Raw genomic sequence first — 15,455 nt, 5'->3', positions numbered from 1 at the left:
ACAATCACGCCCCGTTGATGCCGGCCGCTGCCGGCAGACCCCTGGGGACCCCTGCTTGCTGCGCCCGCTTCGCCCTCGCCCACTCATCCATCGCAAGATGGGCACCGCCATGCGCGGCCAGCGTCCTGCGCTGGCCAGCCTGCTGGCGTGGGTGGCGATGCTGGTACTGCTGATGGGTACTCTGCCGCTGCTCCCAGAGGCCCACGCCGGCAACGCCGCGCAGGCAGTGCAGCCGCCGCTGGAAGAGCGTGGCGGCGAAGCCCCGCTGCAGGAAGAAGCCCCGGCCAAGCTGCGTCGCTGTGCTGCCGCGCCGGTGAAATCAGCCGAGAAGGCACACCCGCCGCTGCTGCTGGCCAGCCAGTGGCTGCGTACCGAACGTGAACTCGTACCCGCCACGCCGGCCATGCCCGGTGTGCGCCCGGATTGGCCGCTGGCCGCTCCGGACACGCCCTGGGCCGACGCGCCCGGGCGCCGCCAGCAACGCGGCCAGGCGCCGCCGCTCGCCTGATCCACGGCCCCGCGTGACCGCCTGCGCGGTCGCGTCAGCACGCCGCTGCCTGCTTCCTCCCTGCCGCCCCTGACCGGGCCTCCCCGTGCATGCCGCGCCACTCGCGCCTGGCATTGCACCACCCTGCATCCTTCGAGGTTACTGCCATGGCCCAGCGCCATCGTGTCCGTTCATCCCTGTCCCGTACCCTGCTGACCAGCGCCGTGCTGGCGGCCATGACCGCCCCTGCCCTCGCCCACGGTGACGCTTCCGGCGCGCCGCAGACGCTGGACAAGGTGGTGGTCACCGCCTCCGGCTTCGAGCAGAAGGTGGTCGATGCACCGGCCAGCATCAGCGTGGTCAGTCGCGAAGAACTGAGCAAGCGCCCCTACACCAACCTGGTCGACGCGCTGCGCGACGTCGAAGGCATCGATGTCGGCCTGGAAGCCAGCGACAAGAACGGTCGTGCCACCATCTCCATGCGCGGCCTGCCGTCCGAGTACACGCTGGTGCTGATCGACGGCCGCCGCCAGAGCAATGTCGGCCAGCTGTACCCGAACAACTTCGGTGGCGGCCAGTTCGCCTACCTGCCGCCGCTGGACGCGATCGAACGCATCGAAGTGGTGCGCGGCCCGATGTCCACGCTGTACGGCTCGGATGCGATGGGCGGCGTCATCAACATCATCACCCGACGCAACCAGGACAGCTGGCACGGCGCCGTGACCCAGGGCTTCACCGTGCAGCAGGATGACCAGTTCGGTGATGCACGCACCACCGACCTGTACCTCAGCGGCCCGCTGCTGAAGGACCGCCTCAGCCTGGCGGTGCGCGGCAGCTACTACGACGCCAAGGCCTCCAATCCGGAGTGGGATGCACTGACCCTGCCCGACGGCAGCCTGTGGGAGCGCAGCATCGGCTTCGGCGGCGGTGGCAAGTCGGTGGCCAACACCAACTGGAACACCGGCGTACGACTGGACTTCCGCGTCAACGATGATCACGAACTGTGGCTGGACTACGACGTGTCGCGGCAGAAGTACGACAACAGCGAAGGACAGACCGGCACGCTGGACAGCCTGGCCAGCCTCTGGCGCGTCGGCAACGCGGTCATCCCCAACCCGAACGGCAGCGGCACCGTCACCCGCCGCGTGGTGCAGCCGCGCGTCGGCTACACCGCCTACCAGCGCTACGAGCGCGATCAGTTGTCGCTGACCCACCAGGGCCGTTACAGCTTCGGCACCTGGCAGACCTCGCTGACCCACAGCAAGAGCAGCAACCTCGGCCGCTCGCTGCCGCTGACCCTGGACGAGCGCGCCAACCTGCAGACGCTGTGGAATGACGTCTGCCGCCGCACCGGTGCCGCCAACAACTGTGCGGCCGGCCGCGGCAATGCGCTGACCGCACTCAATCCCAGCGAGATGGCGCGCCTGCAGGCGTTCCTGCCGCGCCCGCTGCGCACGATGGAACTGGAAGGCTACGTGCTCGACACGATGCTCGACCTCGACTTCGGCGCGCACAAGCTGACCGTCGGCGGCCAGTACAACGACACCGACATGATCGATGGCGTGTTCGGCATGGATGGCGCCGGTTACCGCAGCAACACCAAGCAGAAGCACCGCATGTGGGCCCTGTTCGCCGAGGACAACTGGGCGCTGACCAATACCCTCACCGCCACCTTCGGCCTGCGCTACGACGACCACAACGTGTTCGGCAGCCACGTCAGCCCGCGCGGCTACCTGGTGTGGAACGCCAGCGACGCGTGGACCTTCAAGGGCGGCGTCAGCACCGGCTACAAGACCCCGCGTCCGGACCAGCTGTTCCCGGGCATCACCGGCTTCGGTGGCCAGGGCGTGCTGCCGCTGGTGGGTTCGCCGAACCTGAAGCCTGAAACCAGCACCAACTACGAGTTGGCCGCCTACTACGAGGGCCAGCGCTGGGGCTTCAACGTGACCGGCTTCTTCAACAAATTCGAGGACAAGATCGCCAGCGGCGGCACCTTCCCCAACTGCGAAGTGGCCCGCGCCGGCAGCGGCTACTGCGTGGGCATCGGCCCAGGCTGGGCAGCACTGGGCTACAGCACCTTCACCCAGAGCGTGAACATCGACAAGGCCGAGACCCGCGGTGCCGAGCTGGCCGGTCATGTCGACCTGCTCGACACCCTGCAGCTGCGCGGCAACTACACCTGGACGAAGAGTGAGCAGACCAGTGGCGCACAGAAGGGGCTGCCGATCAGCGGCACCATGCCGGCAAAACACATGGCCAACGCCAGCCTCAACTGGCAGATCAATGAAGCGGTCAGCCTGTCGCTGATCGGTGAGGGCCGCTACGACCGCTACCGCGACACGCTGCTGGATGCCAGCGGCGCCAGCCACACCCGCTACTACGAGGACTACACGATCTTCCATCTCGGTGGCAGCTGGAAGGCCACGCCCTGGCTGACGGTGAACGCACGGGTCAACAACCTGCTCGACAAGGATTTCGTCTCGCAGTCGTGCCTGTTGATCAGCCAGAGCGAATTCAACTGCGTGGACGACTATGCGACCAAGGACCAGCGCCGCAGCTACTGGATCTCGCTCAACGCGAAGTTCTGATCGCCGCGCACCGCCTTGGTGGGTGCCAACCTTGGTTGGCACCGCCCTGATCTGGTGAGGGCCGACCTGGGTCGGCACCGCCCTGCTCTGGTGGGTGCCAACCTTGGTCGGCACCGCTTCATCCACGCATGGCGTGGATCTACCGACCCGCGGTAGCGGTAGTGCCTGCCGCCGGCCGGCAGCCGGTAACACCCCCTCCGGGATACAGAACGACACGCAATTGCGAGCTATTCTCATCAATGATGTAATGGGCAGTCCCCGTCCGCCCCGAACCGTGCCGTGAGCCGTCCTGCCTCTTCCACCGTGCAGCAGCAACAGAACCGTGGCTTCTGGCTGCGGACGCTGCACCAGTGGCACTGGATCAGCTCGGCGGTGTGCCTGATCGGCATGCTGCTGTTCGCGGTGACCGGCCTGACCCTCAACCATGCCGCGAAGATCGAGGCCAAGCCCGAGGTGCAGAACCAGCATCTGGAGCTGCCGGCCGAACTGCTGGGCCAACTGGGCACCCGCGAAGACGGCAACGCGCCGATCCCGCGCCCGGCGCGGCAATGGCTGGATACGCAGCTGGGCATCGCCATTGGCGGCCGCCCGGCCGAATGGTCGGCCGAAGAGATCTACCTGTCGCTGCCGCGCCCCGGTGGCGATGCCTGGCTGAGCATCGATCGCGAGACCGGCGCAGTGGAATACGAATCAACCTCGCGCGGCGCGGTGTCCTACCTCAACGACCTGCACAAGGGCCGCAATGCCGGCCCGGCGTGGGGCTGGTTCCTGGACCTGTTCGCCGTGGCCTGCCTGGTGTTCTGCATCACCGGCCTGTTCCTGCTGCACCTGCATGCGCGGCAGCGGCGCATGACCTGGCCGCTGGTCGGCCTCGGCCTGATGATCCCGCTGCTGATCGCCCTGCTGCTGATCCACTGACTTTCCTTCGTTCCTGGAGCCGCCCCATGCGCGTCACCCTGACCATCGCCCTCAGCGGCCTGCTGGCCACTTCGCCGGCCTATGCCACCACGCTCGACATCAACGTCGAAGTGCCCAAGCTCAACGTCGCCGAGTACCACCGCCCGTACGTGGCGGTGTGGCTGGAAGGCGCCGACCAGAAGGTCGCGGCCAACCTGTCGGTCTGGTACCAGCAGACCAGCAACAGCGAAGGCCATGGCACCAAGTGGCTGCCCGACCTGCGCCAGTGGTGGCGCAAGAGCGGCCGCACCCTGCAGGTGCCGGTGGACGGCGTGACCGGCCCGACCCGCCCGGCCGGCAAGCACGCGCTGTCGTTCAACGACAAGCAGCCGGCACTGAAGCAGCTGGCCCCGGGCAACTACACCCTGGTGGTGGAAGCGGTGCGCGAAGTCGGCGGCCGTGAACTGCTGAAGATTCCCTTCACCTGGCCGGCCACCGCCGCACAGAACGGCAAGGCGCAGGGCGCCACCGAACTGGGCCAGGTCACCCTCGCCGTCAAACCCTGAGAGGGGACGGAGGGGATCAAGTCGTAGCCCCCTCTTCCTTGCCGCATCACCCGCATCCACTGGAGTCCTCCGCATGAAGCGCACGCTCGTCCTCGCCGCCGCCCTGGCCGCTGCCCTTCCCTTCTCCGCCCTGGCCCACAAGGCCTGGCTGCTGCCCTCGCAGACCGTGATCGCCGGCAACGCGCCGTGGATCACTGTCGACGGTGCGGTCTCCAACGACCTGTTCTATTTCAACCACGTGCCGCTGCGCCTGGAATCGCTGGTGATCACCGCGCCGGACGGCAGCACCGTGCAGCCGCAGAACGCCTCCACCGGCAAGTACCGCAGCGTGTTCGACATCGAACTGAAGCAGCCGGGCACCTACCGCATCGCGTCGGTCAATGACGGCCTGTTCGCCACCTACGAGCAGAACGGCGAGCGCAAGCGCTGGCGCGGCAGCGTCGCCACCTTCGGCGAGCTGCCCAAGGATGCGAAGAAGCTGGAAGTGAGCCAGTCGGTCGGCCGCGTGGAGACCTTCGTCACCAACGGTGCGCCGAACGACACCGCGCTGAAGCCCACCAACCGTGGCATCGAGCTGGTCGCCGTCGGCCACCCGAACGACCTGTTCGCCGGCGAGGAAGCCACCTTCCGCGTGCTGGTCGACGGCAAGCCGGCCACCGGCCTGGAATTCGAGATCGTGCGTGGCGCCACCCGCTACCGCAACGCGCAGGACGAACTGAAGGTCACCAGCGATGCCAAGGGCGAGATCAAGGTGACCTGGCCGGAAGCTGGCATGTACTGGCTGGAAACCGGCACCGAGGACAACAAGACCTCGGTGAAGCAGGCCGCCAAGCGCCGCCTGAGCTACGTGGCCACGCTGGAAGTGCTGCCGCAGTAATGACGTGGACCGCGATGCCGGGCAGCCCCGGCATCGCATCTGCAGCACACCACCATGACCGATCCCCTGCTCGACATCGCCCGCCTCGGTGGCACCACCATGGGCACCACCTGGAGCGTGTCGCTGGTCGCGCCGCGCCAGCGCGACCTGCACCCGCTGCATGCCGGCATCCAGGCGCGGCTGGACGAGGTGGTCGCGCAGATGAGCACCTGGGAGCCCGGCTCGGACCTGAGCCGCTACAACCGCGCCGACGCGGGCCAATGGTGCGTGCTGCCGGCCGAGACCCGCCACGTTGTGGCCTGCGCACAGGCCATCGCCGCCGCCAGCGATGGTGCATTCGATCCCACCGTCGGCCCGTTGGTGGCACTGTGGGGTTTCGGTGCACATGCCGGCGAACGCCGCCAACCCGACGCCGCCACCGTGCAGGCCACGCGCGAGCGCTGCGGTTGGCAGCGCCTGCAATGGCGCAGCGATGCGCTGCTGCAACCGGGAGGACTGGAACTGGATCTCTCTGCGATCGCCAAGGGGTTCGGCGTCGATCACGTGGCCGCCTGGCTGCGCGATCAGGGCATCGCTGCTGCACTGATCGAGGTCGGTGGCGAACTGGCCGGCTACGGCCGAAAACCGGACGGCCAGCCGTGGCGCGTGCTGGTGGAGTCCGCACCGGAAGAAGACGCGCACACCGAAACACCACCGCGGGTGCTGGCACTGGAGGACAAGGCGGTGGCCACCTCCGGTGATCGCTGGCACCAGTACCAGGCCGATGGCGAGGCTTACAGTCACAGCCTGGACCCGCGCTCTGGCAGACCGGTACGCCAGGTCGCCGCAGCGGTCACCGTGGTCGCCGACGACGCCATGCACGCCGATGCCTGGGCCACCGCACTGACCGTGCTCGGCCACGAACAGGGCATGGCGCTGGCCGAACGCGAAGGCCTGGCTGCACGCTACCTGCAGCGTGCAGCAGCCGGCCCGCGGGAATTTCTCAGCAGCGCCTTCCAGCGCCTGCTCGACGAGCAGGACGCATGAGCTCACGTCCATCGCGCGCGTGGCTCGGCAACGCACTGGCCCTGCTCCTGCTGGCGCTGATCGCCTGGGCGCTGCTGCGACTGCATCTCGGCGAAGCCTGGTGGCAGGGCGCGCCGCCGGCACGGCGAACGCAGATTGCGATCATCGCCACCGCGCTGTATGCGCTGGCCTGCGCCGCACTGTGGTGGCGTGGGCGACCGCGCGACGATGCTGCCTGTGGCGACGTCGCACCGATCCTGATGGTCTGGTCCAGCCAGACCGGTTTTGCCCGCGAACTGGCCGAACGCAGTGCCGAGGCATTGCGCGGTGCCGGCGTGCCGGTGCGTGTGCGCGGCCTGCATGAGGTCGACGCCACGCTGCTGGCCGACAGCCAGCGTGCATTGTTCATCGCCAGCACCACTGGCGAAGGCGACCCACCCGATCATGCGCTGCCGTTCCTGCGCGGCGTGATGACCTCACCGCCTGCGCTGCAGCACCTGCAGTACGGCGTGCTCGCACTGGGCGACCGCAGTTACGGCCACTTCTGCGGATTCGGCCACCAGCTCGACCAGTGGCTGCGCCAGCACGGTGCGCATCCGCTGTTCGATGCGATCGACGTCGACAACGCCGATCCGGCCGCGCTGCGCCATTGGCAGCAGTTGCTGGGCCAGCTCGGCGGCGGCGCCAGCGAACTGCCCGACTGGAGCCCGGCCGAGTACCAGCCGTGGACGCTGCTGCAACGTGAGCATCTGAACCCGGGCAGCCCCGGCGGCCCCGTGTATTGGTTGCGCCTGCAGCCCCCGGCCGATGCAGATGCGCAGTGGCAGGCCGGTGACATCGCCGAGATCGGCCCGCAGCACGCACCGCACACCGCGCGTGCCTGGCTGGACGCACAACGCTTCGATGCGGATACCGTGCTGGATGACGGGCAGACGTTGCTGGCACGCGTCGCGCGCTCGCACCTGCCCTCATTGGTTCCCCCGGGTGATCTGCCCGCATTGCTGGCGACCCTGCAACCGCTGCCCCATCGCGAGTACTCGATTGCCTCGGTGATGGCCGACGGTGCGGTCGAGCTGCTGCTGCGCCGACAGCTGCGCGCGGACGGCACGCCTGGCATCGGCAGCGGCTGGCTGTGCGACCACGCGGCCATCGGCGAACCGGTGCAGCTGCGCCTGCGCCGCAACGACAATTTCCATGGCGTCCCCTTCGATGTACCGCTGCTGCTGATCGGCAACGGCACCGGCATCGCCGGCCTGCGCGCACATCTGCACGAACGTGCCCAGCGTGGCGCACGCCGTACCTGGCTGCTGTTCGGTGAGCGCACCGCCGCCCACGACTTCCACTTCGGTGAAGAACTGCAGGCAATGCTGGCCGACGGCTCACTGGCACGGTTGGATGCCGTGTTCAGCCGCGACGGCGGCGCGCATCGCTATGTGCAGGACCGGCTGCTGGCCGAAGCGGCAACGCTGCGGCAGTGGGTGGATGAAGGCGCCACGATCCTGGTCTGCGGCAGCCTGCAGGGCATGGCCCCGGCGGTGGATGCGGTGATCGAACAGGTGCTGGGTGTTGCGGGCAAGGAAGCGCTGTTGCTGGCCGGTCGCTACCGGCGCGATGTGTATTGAGGTTGCCGCATCCACGCATGGCGTGGATCTACTGAACGCACCGACGCCTGCGAACCGCCATCTGGTGGGTGCGAACCTTGGTTCGCACCATGACGCAGCATTGGCGGCCGTATCGACGCATGGCGTGGATCTACTGCGCGGCGTGTCCAGGCATGGCAACTACACCCCAGTAGATCCACGCCATGCGTGGATTGAGCCACCGGCGCCCAGGAATCATCCCGCTGCTGCACTGACCCGTATCGCCAACAACTCGCCACCGCCCTGCAACGCGTGCCGCTGACGTTCGCCGGCCGCCAACCACGCGGTATCGCCGGCCCGTAGCGCGGGCAGGCCGCTGTCGGCACCGAACTCTGCCTGACCGGACAGCAGATGCAGCGCCCAGGCCACGCCCGGTTCGCAGAAGAAGAACATCGCGCCGACCAGTGGCCGGTGCAGCAGTTCGGCCTGCAGCAGCTCGCGCTTCCACATCAGGTTGAAGTCGTGGGTGGTGCCATCGACCAGTTCACCGTGCAGGGTTTCCTCGCCGGCAAAGCGCACCCGTCCATGCGGCGGCAGCACCTCGGCCACACGGCCATCGTCGAAGCGCAGGCGCACACCATTGCCCTGCAGCAGCACCAACTCGCGCTCCACGCCGGGGAAGGCGGAGAACGCGGCGTCCCGCTCGATCTCGGCCACCGACAGGCGCAGCGCCCAGTCATCCCCCTGCGCAGGCAGGCGCAGGATCTCGCGGGTCCAGCCAAGTCCATTCCGCCAGCGCTCGCGGCGATAGTCCAGGCTGGAAATGACCTGGCTCGGAGTGTGCAGCAGGGAGTCGATGTTCATCCGCGCATTGCATCATGCCGCGCGCCGTCGTGCATCACCGCGTGGCGAGCGTGCCCTGGCCACCGCACCCGCCGGCCAGCAGCTGCGAGTGCTTCAGCCAATCCTGGTCGGGGTAGTAAGCAAACACCATCGTGCCACCACGCAACGCATCGATCAGCGGCTTGGCCACCGACAGCCGCACCGCCGGGCAACCCAGGCTGCGTCCCAGCCGCCCCTGCAGCTGCGCGGTAGCCGGGTTCACGTACGGCGCACCATGGATGACGATCGCTCGGTCACGCGCGCGGTCATTGAAGCCCGGTTCCAGGCCGGCCAGGCGCAGCGAATATCCATTGCCGCCCATGTAGGTCTCCTGCGCGGTGAACGCGCCGAGACTGGACATGAAACTGCCGTCGCGGTTGGAGAAGTGCTCGGTGCGGTTCTCGCCGCTGTTGCGGCCATGCGCCACCCATTCCTCGAACAACAGGCGCTGATGGGCCAGGTCGAACACCCACAGCCGCGGCTCGGTGGACGGGCGCGAGTAATCGATCACGCTGAGGCGATCACCATTGATGCCCAGTTCCGGCCGCTGCAACGCACAGCGCATGGCGTGCGCCGCCAGCTGCAGCACGCGGCGGTCGGCCTTGGGCGCACTGCGCGACAGCAGGGCAGCCAGATCATCGGCAGAGGTGGCGAGGGCGGGCGTCTGTGCCAGCGCCGGGGCGCTGGCCGAGGTCGCCAGCAGGCCGAACGCGGCCAGCCGGCACAGGCGGGATGCAGTCATGGGCACAACGAGGGGACTCAGTTGCCCTTGAGGGTGGACCCTGGCGGCTCGGATTCCAAGACCGGCTGCATTCCGGATTCAGCCGGGCTTGGGCGGACCGCCGGCAGCGAGGTGACCAGCAGGGTCGTGCCCGGCACCAGCACCTGGTACAGCTGGCGAGCGAAATCGGTCGGCAGCGCCATCGGCAGCGAGGGCGTGGCCAGCAGGTCCGGCGTGGCCTGGGCGCGGTCCTGGCCCAGCAACGGGTAGGCCGTCCACTGGTGCAGGCGCTGGTTCACGTCCAGCGGGCTGGGGGTATCGCTGTAACCCTGCCCCATCACGAACAGGGTGGTGCCCTGGAAGGCCGGCAAGGCGTCGGCCTTCAGCGGCGACTCGCCAATCATCACGCCGTCGCGCAGCACGTACAGGCGCTGGTCGTGCAGGCTGACCAGGATGCCGACCTGCCCGGCCGGCGCCGCGGCGTCGTCCCACCAGGCCTGTGCCGGGGCTCCGCCCTCGGTCTCCGGCAGGGCCTGGCCGCGCGCGTTCACCGGCGCCAGCACCGACGGATAGGCCAGGGTCATCGGCGAGCTCTTGGCATCGGCCACGACCACGGTATCGCCGCGCTGGGTTTCACTGAACAGCTTCTGCGCGAAGGCCTGCGGCAGGCGCACGCAGCCGTGCGAGGCCGGATGCCCGGGCAGGCTGCCGCCATGCAGGGCGATGCCGTCCCAGGTCAGCCGCTGCATGTACGGCATCGGCGCGCTGTTGTAGAGGTTGGACTTGTGGTCCTTGTCCTTCTGCAGGATGGTGAACACACCGGTCGGCGTCTCGTGCCCGGCCTTGCCCGAGCTGATCGTGGTCAGGCCGATGGCGATACCGTTGCGGTAGACATAGGCGCGCTGCTCATCAAGGCTGACCACCAGCACGATCGGGCCGGTCGGCGAGATTTCCGGATGCCACAGGTATTCGCCCGGCTTGAGGTCGGTCGGTCCGCGTACCTCGGCGGTGGCCGCAGCGGCAGCTGCAGGCTTGGCGGCCGGCGTAGGCGCAGCGGCATGGGCCAGCAGCGGCAGGGCCAGTGCAAGGGCGAGCATCAGGGTCGTGGGGCGGTGCGGAAGCATCCAGCGGGGGTCCTTTCCATGCGGAGCGGCCACCGTACACCATCGGCCCGTGGTGGCCGCGGCAAAACCAGGCGCCGGAAATGAAACTGCCCGGCGACACAGCCATGTGTCGTACCGGGCAATCGTTACGTCCTTGTCGGCCTGCTGCCGCCCCCTCGCATCCTGCGCTGTGGGGGTAGCGTTGCATCCTGCACGCGGCCGCGTCTGTCCTGTTTGTATCTCAGCCCCTTCCACAGGTCTGTGATGCCACCATCCTGGTGAGTGGTGCCGCGTCCTGCGGCGGTCGGTGGTCACGGCCTTCCTGTCCGTGACCGGTGAACCAGCCTCCTGCCGGTTCCGACGATTCCTGCTGTCAGCGCCTCGGTACGGTTCGCACCGGTACCGATCCGGGTACCGGATCCGCCGGCAACAACCTGTTGCCTACGGTGATCCGCTGTCGATTCCGTTCGACGATTGCTTTCCCTATCCCCTTCACCTGCGCCAGGTCCTCGACGCGATGAAACGGGCCGTGTCTGCGTCGGTGCTCGACGATCGCCTCGGCCTTGGCGGCTCCGACCATCGTCAATCCCTGCTGCAGCGCCTGGGCATCGGCGCGGTTGATGTCGATCGGTTCGGCGGCATGCGCCCCAGCGATCCACACGACCAGCACCAGTGCCCTCAACACGACACTCCAAGGCACGACGTGTATCTCCTTGTGGTTCTGACCGTCCCGACCGGCAATCCCGTCGGTAGGAACAGTGTCCGTCACCACATGCACACAGCCTATCGGTTTCCTGGATTTCTAAAAGCCAGCCAAATACCCGACGTGATGTAGGAAAAACCCTACCCACGGCACAGGCGTAGAATGTCGCGATCACAGCCCATGCAATCGGAGTTTCAGATGGACAGCGCCAAGCTCGGCCAATTCGTCAATGACAAGTGGGACAGCGAGATCGTCCCGCAGTTGGTCGACTACATCCGCATTCCCAACAAGTCGCCGATGTTCGACGCCAATTGGGTGCAGAACGGCTACATGGAACAGGCGGTCACGCTGATGGAGAACTGGGCCAAGGCCCAGCAGCTGCCCGGCCTGAAGGTTGAAGTGGTGCGCCTGGAAGGCCGTACCCCGCTGATCTTCCTGGAAATTCCGGCTACCGGCGCCGAAACCGGCGACGACACCATCCTGCTCTACGGCCACCTGGACAAGCAGCCGGAAATGACCGGCTGGGACGACGACCTCGGCCCGTGGACCCCGGTCCTGCGCGGCGACAAGCTGTATGGCCGCGGCGGCGCCGACGACGGTTACGCCATCTTCGGCTCGCTGGCCGCCGTACTGGCGCTGCAGGCCCAGGGCCTGCCGCACGCCCGCTGCGTGGTGCTGATCGAAGCCTGTGAAGAATCGGGCAGCTACGACCTGCCAGCCTACGTCGACCACCTGGCCGACCGCATCGGCAAGCCGTCGCTGGTGGTCTGCCTGGATTCGGGCTGCGCCAACTACGACCAGCTGTGGTGCACCACCTCGCTGCGCGGCCTGACCGGCGGCAACTTCACCGTGAAGGTGCTCAACGAAGGCGTGCATTCCGGCGATGCCTCCGGCGTGGTGCCGTCCAGCTTCCGCCTGCTGCGCCAGCTGCTGTCGCGCATCGAGGACCAGGACACCGGCCGCATCCTGATCGACGGCATGAACGTTGAAATTCCGGCCGAGCGCCAGGAACAGGCCAAGCGCGCCGCCGAAGTGGTCGATACCGAAATCTTCGAGAAGTTCCCGATGGTCGACGGCCTGCGTCCGATGAACGAGGACCTGACCGAGCTGGTGCTCAACCGCACCTGGCGCCCGGCGCTGTCGGTCACCGGCGTCGGTGGCATGCCGGCGTTGGAATCGGCCGGCAACGTGCTGCGCCCGCAGACCTCGGTGAAGCTGTCGCTGCGCCTGCCGCCGACCGCCGATGGCAAGACCTGCGGTGAGCTGCTGAAGGAAGCGCTGCTGCGCGACCCGCCGAACGGCGCGCAGGTCACCCTGGATCTGGAAAAGGCCTCCACCGGCTGGAACGCCCCGGCCATGGCGCCGTGGCTGACCCAGGCCATCGACGACGCCAGCCAGGCCTTCTTCGGCAAGCCGGCGATGTACATGGGCGAAGGCGGCTCGATCCCGTTCATGGGCATGCTGGGCGAGAAGTTCCCGGGCGCCCAGTTCATGATCACCGGCGTGCTTGGCCCGCACTCCAACGCGCACGGCCCGAACGAGTTCCTGCACATCCCGATGGGCAAGAAGGTCACCGCCTGCGTGTCCAAGGTGATCAGCGAGCACTACGCCGCCAGCCTGCGCGGCGAGACCAGCGGTTCGCCGGTGGCTGCCGACAGTGGCACCCGCCACGGCGACCACGGCTGCTGCTGATTACGTCACACCGTGACGGACGCAGTCTGGCCTTGCTAGGCTGCGTCCACCCTTGCTGGAAATCGCGCGCATGAATGGTCTGTTCGGCAGCAGCAGCTGGCTCTACATCATCCTGGTCGGCTTCTTCGTCGGCCTGCTCGGGCGTTTCTTCATGCCCGGCAACAACCGCATGGGCTGCCTGCTGACCATCGTGCTGGGCATCCTCGGTGCGCTGCTGGCCGGCTGGTTTGGCCAGTACATGGGCTGGTACGCCCCCGGTGAGCCGGCCGGTTTCCTCGGTGCGGTGGTGGGCGCGGTGGCCGTGCTGGCCGTCCTGCGCCTGTTCAGCGGCCGCCGCTGAGCGCGCATCCCCTTCCCTTCCTGTTCCCGACGTTGGCGCGCCCGGCGCGCCCGGATATGCCTGCATGACCGAACCCGCCTCCGATCCCCAGCGCAGCGCGCAGCGCCTGCGGTGGGCCCGTACCCAGCTCGATGATGCCAGCGCGGTGGTCGAACGCGCCTCGGTCGATGCCGGCATGCGCAGCTACTGGCGCACCACCAGCACCGGTGGCAGCCACATCGTGATGGATGCCCCGCCGGGGCTGGAAGATCCGCGGCCGTGGCTGCGCATGCGCGGCCTGCTGCACGACAACGGCCTGCGTGTGCCCGCGCTGCTGGCACAGGATCTGGAGGCCGGCTTCCTGCTGCTGGAAGACCTCGGCGGCCCGACCCTGGCGAAGATCCTCGACGAGCGCAACGCTGACGAATGGTTCGGCCGTTCGATCGAACAGCTGCTGCGCCTGCAGGCGATTCCGGTGCCGGCCGACTTCGGCCAGTTCGGCGAAGCGCTGCTGCAGCGTGATGCCGGCCTGTTCGACGAATGGTTCCTGCAGCGCCACCTGAACCTGGAACTGGACTGCGGCGAGATTGAAGGGCTGCAGCTGGTGCATCGCCGGTTGATGGACAACGCGCTGGGCCAGGCCCAGTTGATGACCCACCGCGACTACATGCCACGCAACCTGATGCCGGTCGACGACGGTCCCGCCGTGCTGGATTTCCAGGACCTGGTGCGCGGCCCGATCGCCTACGACGCGGTGAGCCTGTTCAAGGACGCCTTCCTGAGCTGGCCGCTGCAGCGCGTGGACGAGTGGCTCGCGCAGTACCACGAGCGCGCGCGCGATGCCGGCCTGCCGGTGCCCGACCGCGCCACCTTCCTGCGCGACGCCGACTGGATGGGTGTCCAGCGCCACGTGAAGATCCTCGGCCTGTTCTGCCGCCTGCGCTACCGCGACAACAAGGGCCATTACCTGGACGATGCGCCGCGCTTCATCACCTATCTGGATGAAGTGCTGCCGCGCTATCGCGAACTGGCGCCGCTGCAGCGGTTGCTGGACGACCGCATCAAGCCAGCACTGGCCGAGTTGGCCGCACCGCTGCGCGTGGCCCGATGAAGGCGCTGGTCTTTGCCGCTGGCCTCGGCGAGCGCATGCGCCCGCTGACCCTGCACACGCCCAAGCCGCTGCTGGAAGTGGCTGGCAAGCCGCTGATCGTCTGGCACCTGGAACGCCTGGCCGCGCTTGGCGTGCGCGAGGTGGTGATCAACACCGCATGGCTGGCCGAGCAGTTCCCGACGATGCTGGGCGATGGCAGCCAATGGGGCCTGCGCCTGCATTTCATGTACGAAGGGCAGACCCCGCTGGAAACCGGCGGCGGCATCCTCAACGCGCTACCGGTGCTGGGCGACGCCCCGTTCCTGGTGGTGAACGGTGACATCTGGACTGACTTCGATTTCGCCACGCTGCCGCGCGAACCACAGGGCCAGGCGCACCTGGTGCTGGTCGACAACCCGGCGCAACACCCCGAAGGTGACTACCGCCTCGATGCGCAGGGGCTGCTGCATCACGACCGCGAAGGACCGTGCCTGACCTATGCCGGCATCGGTATCTACCGCCCTTCGATCGTGGCCGACTGGCGCACGGTGATCGGCGATGCGCCGGGTAGCGAGCGTGTTCCGCCGAAGTTCTCGGTGGTGCCGCTGCAGAAGCATTTCATGGCGCAGGGGTTGATGACGGGGCAGCACCATCGCGGGCGTTGGACCGACGTGGGTACCGTGGATCGCCTGCGCGCGCTGGATGTTGAGTTGGCGGCGAACGGCTGAGCCCCTCGTGGCTGGACTCATTGAAAGCAGAAGCCGTGCTTGGCCGGTCGGGGTGGGCTGCGCAGGGGACGCTGCAAGTACGTCCATGTAAGCTCGGTCGCCGCATCCATGCGGCTCACGCCCCTGCGCAGCCCACCCCGCCCGGCCTCTGACAGTTTCCTTGCGCGTCCAGCCACGGAAGAAAAGAAAGAAGAGCAAAAGCGGGTCGCTTCGCTGC

General features: G+C 67.8%; 15 protein-coding genes. 11 read left to right on the top strand and 4 right to left on the bottom strand.

Features of this window, described 5'->3' with window-relative positions:
* The first annotated feature begins 97 nt into the window (after positions 1–97).
* From AC5P8D_RS07345 to AC5P8D_RS07315, 7 genes are all read left to right on the top strand, one after another.
* Positions 98–508: a hypothetical protein gene (locus AC5P8D_RS07345; protein ID WP_049413405.1), complete on the top strand. Its 411-nt coding sequence runs from the start codon at positions 98–100 to the stop codon at positions 506–508.
* A gap of 146 nt (positions 509–654) precedes the next feature.
* Complete coding sequence (locus AC5P8D_RS07340) at positions 655–3,075, top strand: TonB-dependent receptor domain-containing protein (protein WP_241885412.1); 2,421 nt, start codon at positions 655–657, stop codon at positions 3,073–3,075.
* A gap of 279 nt (positions 3,076–3,354) precedes the next feature.
* A complete protein-coding gene (locus AC5P8D_RS07335) occupies positions 3,355–3,993 on the top strand; it encodes a PepSY-associated TM helix domain-containing protein (RefSeq protein WP_224329088.1) in 639 nt (212 codons plus the stop codon).
* Positions 3,994–4,019: 26 nt separating this feature from the next.
* Positions 4,020–4,538, top strand: a complete 519-nt coding sequence (locus AC5P8D_RS07330) for a DUF2271 domain-containing protein (protein WP_004147429.1) — start codon at positions 4,020–4,022, stop codon at positions 4,536–4,538.
* A gap of 73 nt (positions 4,539–4,611) precedes the next feature.
* Complete coding sequence (locus tag AC5P8D_RS07325; protein ID WP_010483590.1) at positions 4,612–5,415, top strand: DUF4198 domain-containing protein; 804 nt, start codon at positions 4,612–4,614, stop codon at positions 5,413–5,415.
* 54 nt (positions 5,416–5,469) lie between these two features.
* On the top strand, positions 5,470–6,441 hold the full coding sequence (locus AC5P8D_RS07320) for an FAD:protein FMN transferase (RefSeq protein ID WP_241885410.1): 972 nt from the start codon (positions 5,470–5,472) through the stop codon (positions 6,439–6,441).
* On the top strand, positions 6,438–8,042 hold the full coding sequence (locus AC5P8D_RS07315) for a sulfite reductase subunit alpha (RefSeq protein WP_433897300.1): 1,605 nt from the start codon (positions 6,438–6,440) through the stop codon (positions 8,040–8,042). Before AC5P8D_RS07320 ends, AC5P8D_RS07315 begins: the two co-directional genes overlap by 4 nt.
* A 213-nt stretch (positions 8,043–8,255) precedes the next feature.
* Here AC5P8D_RS07315 and AC5P8D_RS07310 read toward each other — a convergent pair whose 3' ends face one another.
* From AC5P8D_RS07310 to AC5P8D_RS07295, 4 genes are all read right to left on the bottom strand, one after another.
* On the bottom strand, positions 8,256–8,864 hold the full coding sequence (locus tag AC5P8D_RS07310; RefSeq protein ID WP_260364170.1) for a HutD/Ves family protein: 609 nt from the start codon (positions 8,862–8,864) through the stop codon (positions 8,256–8,258).
* Between the two features lie 34 nt (positions 8,865–8,898).
* A complete protein-coding gene (locus AC5P8D_RS07305) occupies positions 8,899–9,624 on the bottom strand; it encodes a murein L,D-transpeptidase catalytic domain family protein (RefSeq protein ID WP_197576696.1) in 726 nt (241 codons plus the stop codon).
* Positions 9,625–9,641: 17 nt separating this feature from the next.
* Positions 9,642–10,727: a L,D-transpeptidase gene (locus AC5P8D_RS07300; protein WP_019337110.1), complete on the bottom strand. Its 1,086-nt coding sequence runs from the start codon at positions 10,725–10,727 to the stop codon at positions 9,642–9,644.
* A gap of 352 nt (positions 10,728–11,079) precedes the next feature.
* Complete coding sequence (locus AC5P8D_RS07295) at positions 11,080–11,391, bottom strand: ComEA family DNA-binding protein (RefSeq protein ID WP_224329378.1); 312 nt, start codon at positions 11,389–11,391, stop codon at positions 11,080–11,082.
* Positions 11,392–11,607: 216 nt separating this feature from the next.
* Between AC5P8D_RS07295 and AC5P8D_RS07290 the strand changes: the two genes are divergently transcribed.
* The 4 genes from AC5P8D_RS07290 to murU all read left to right on the top strand — a co-directional run bounded on the left by AC5P8D_RS07290 (position 11,608) and on the right by murU (position 15,238).
* Positions 11,608–13,101: a M20 family metallopeptidase gene (locus AC5P8D_RS07290; RefSeq protein ID WP_010483606.1), complete on the top strand. Its 1,494-nt coding sequence runs from the start codon at positions 11,608–11,610 to the stop codon at positions 13,099–13,101.
* Positions 13,102–13,171: 70 nt separating this feature from the next.
* Complete coding sequence (locus AC5P8D_RS07285; protein ID WP_010483608.1) at positions 13,172–13,441, top strand: GlsB/YeaQ/YmgE family stress response membrane protein; 270 nt, start codon at positions 13,172–13,174, stop codon at positions 13,439–13,441.
* Positions 13,442–13,505: 64 nt separating this feature from the next.
* Positions 13,506–14,531 carry an aminoglycoside phosphotransferase family protein gene (locus AC5P8D_RS07280; RefSeq protein WP_043398403.1) on the top strand — a complete coding sequence of 342 codons (1,026 nt, stop codon included), beginning with the start codon at positions 13,506–13,508 and terminating at the stop codon, positions 14,529–14,531.
* Entirely contained in the window at positions 14,528–15,238 is a 711-nt protein-coding gene (murU, locus tag AC5P8D_RS07275; protein ID WP_143994278.1) for an N-acetylmuramate alpha-1-phosphate uridylyltransferase MurU, read from the top strand. The genes AC5P8D_RS07280 and murU overlap by 4 nt, the downstream gene beginning before the upstream one ends.
* The last annotated feature ends 217 nt before the right edge of the window (positions 15,239–15,455 follow it).

The sequence above is a fragment of the Stenotrophomonas sp. YJH_SMC_101-4 genome (assembly GCF_059370395.1).
Note: the sequence above shows the minus strand (reverse complement) of the source record. Positions and strands in the feature narration are given on the sequence as shown.

Bases quoted from the DNA above. Each gene is read 5' to 3' on its own strand.
- AC5P8D_RS07330 (WP_004147429.1), top strand. From the start codon at position 4,020: ATGCGCGTCACCCTGACCATCGCCCTCAGCGGCCTGCTGGCCACTTCG.
- AC5P8D_RS07345 (WP_049413405.1), top strand. From the start codon at position 98: ATGGGCACCGCCATGCGCGGCCAGCGTCCTGCGCTGGCCAGCCTGCTG.
- AC5P8D_RS07320 (WP_241885410.1), top strand. From the start codon at position 5,470: ATGACCGATCCCCTGCTCGACATCGCCCGCCTCGGTGGCACCACCATG.
- AC5P8D_RS07325 (WP_010483590.1), top strand. From the start codon at position 4,612: ATGAAGCGCACGCTCGTCCTCGCCGCCGCCCTGGCCGCTGCCCTTCCC.
- murU (WP_143994278.1), top strand. From the start codon at position 14,528: ATGAAGGCGCTGGTCTTTGCCGCTGGCCTCGGCGAGCGCATGCGCCCG.
- AC5P8D_RS07305 (WP_197576696.1), bottom strand. From the start codon at position 9,624: ATGACTGCATCCCGCCTGTGCCGGCTGGCCGCGTTCGGCCTGCTGGCG.
- AC5P8D_RS07315 (WP_433897300.1), top strand. From the start codon at position 6,438: ATGAGCTCACGTCCATCGCGCGCGTGGCTCGGCAACGCACTGGCCCTG.
- AC5P8D_RS07290 (WP_010483606.1), top strand. From the start codon at position 11,608: ATGGACAGCGCCAAGCTCGGCCAATTCGTCAATGACAAGTGGGACAGC.
- AC5P8D_RS07340 (WP_241885412.1), top strand. From the start codon at position 655: ATGGCCCAGCGCCATCGTGTCCGTTCATCCCTGTCCCGTACCCTGCTG.
- AC5P8D_RS07280 (WP_043398403.1), top strand. From the start codon at position 13,506: ATGACCGAACCCGCCTCCGATCCCCAGCGCAGCGCGCAGCGCCTGCGG.
- AC5P8D_RS07300 (WP_019337110.1), bottom strand. From the start codon at position 10,727: ATGCTTCCGCACCGCCCCACGACCCTGATGCTCGCCCTTGCACTGGCC.
- AC5P8D_RS07310 (WP_260364170.1), bottom strand. From the start codon at position 8,864: ATGAACATCGACTCCCTGCTGCACACTCCGAGCCAGGTCATTTCCAGC.
- AC5P8D_RS07285 (WP_010483608.1), top strand. From the start codon at position 13,172: ATGAATGGTCTGTTCGGCAGCAGCAGCTGGCTCTACATCATCCTGGTC.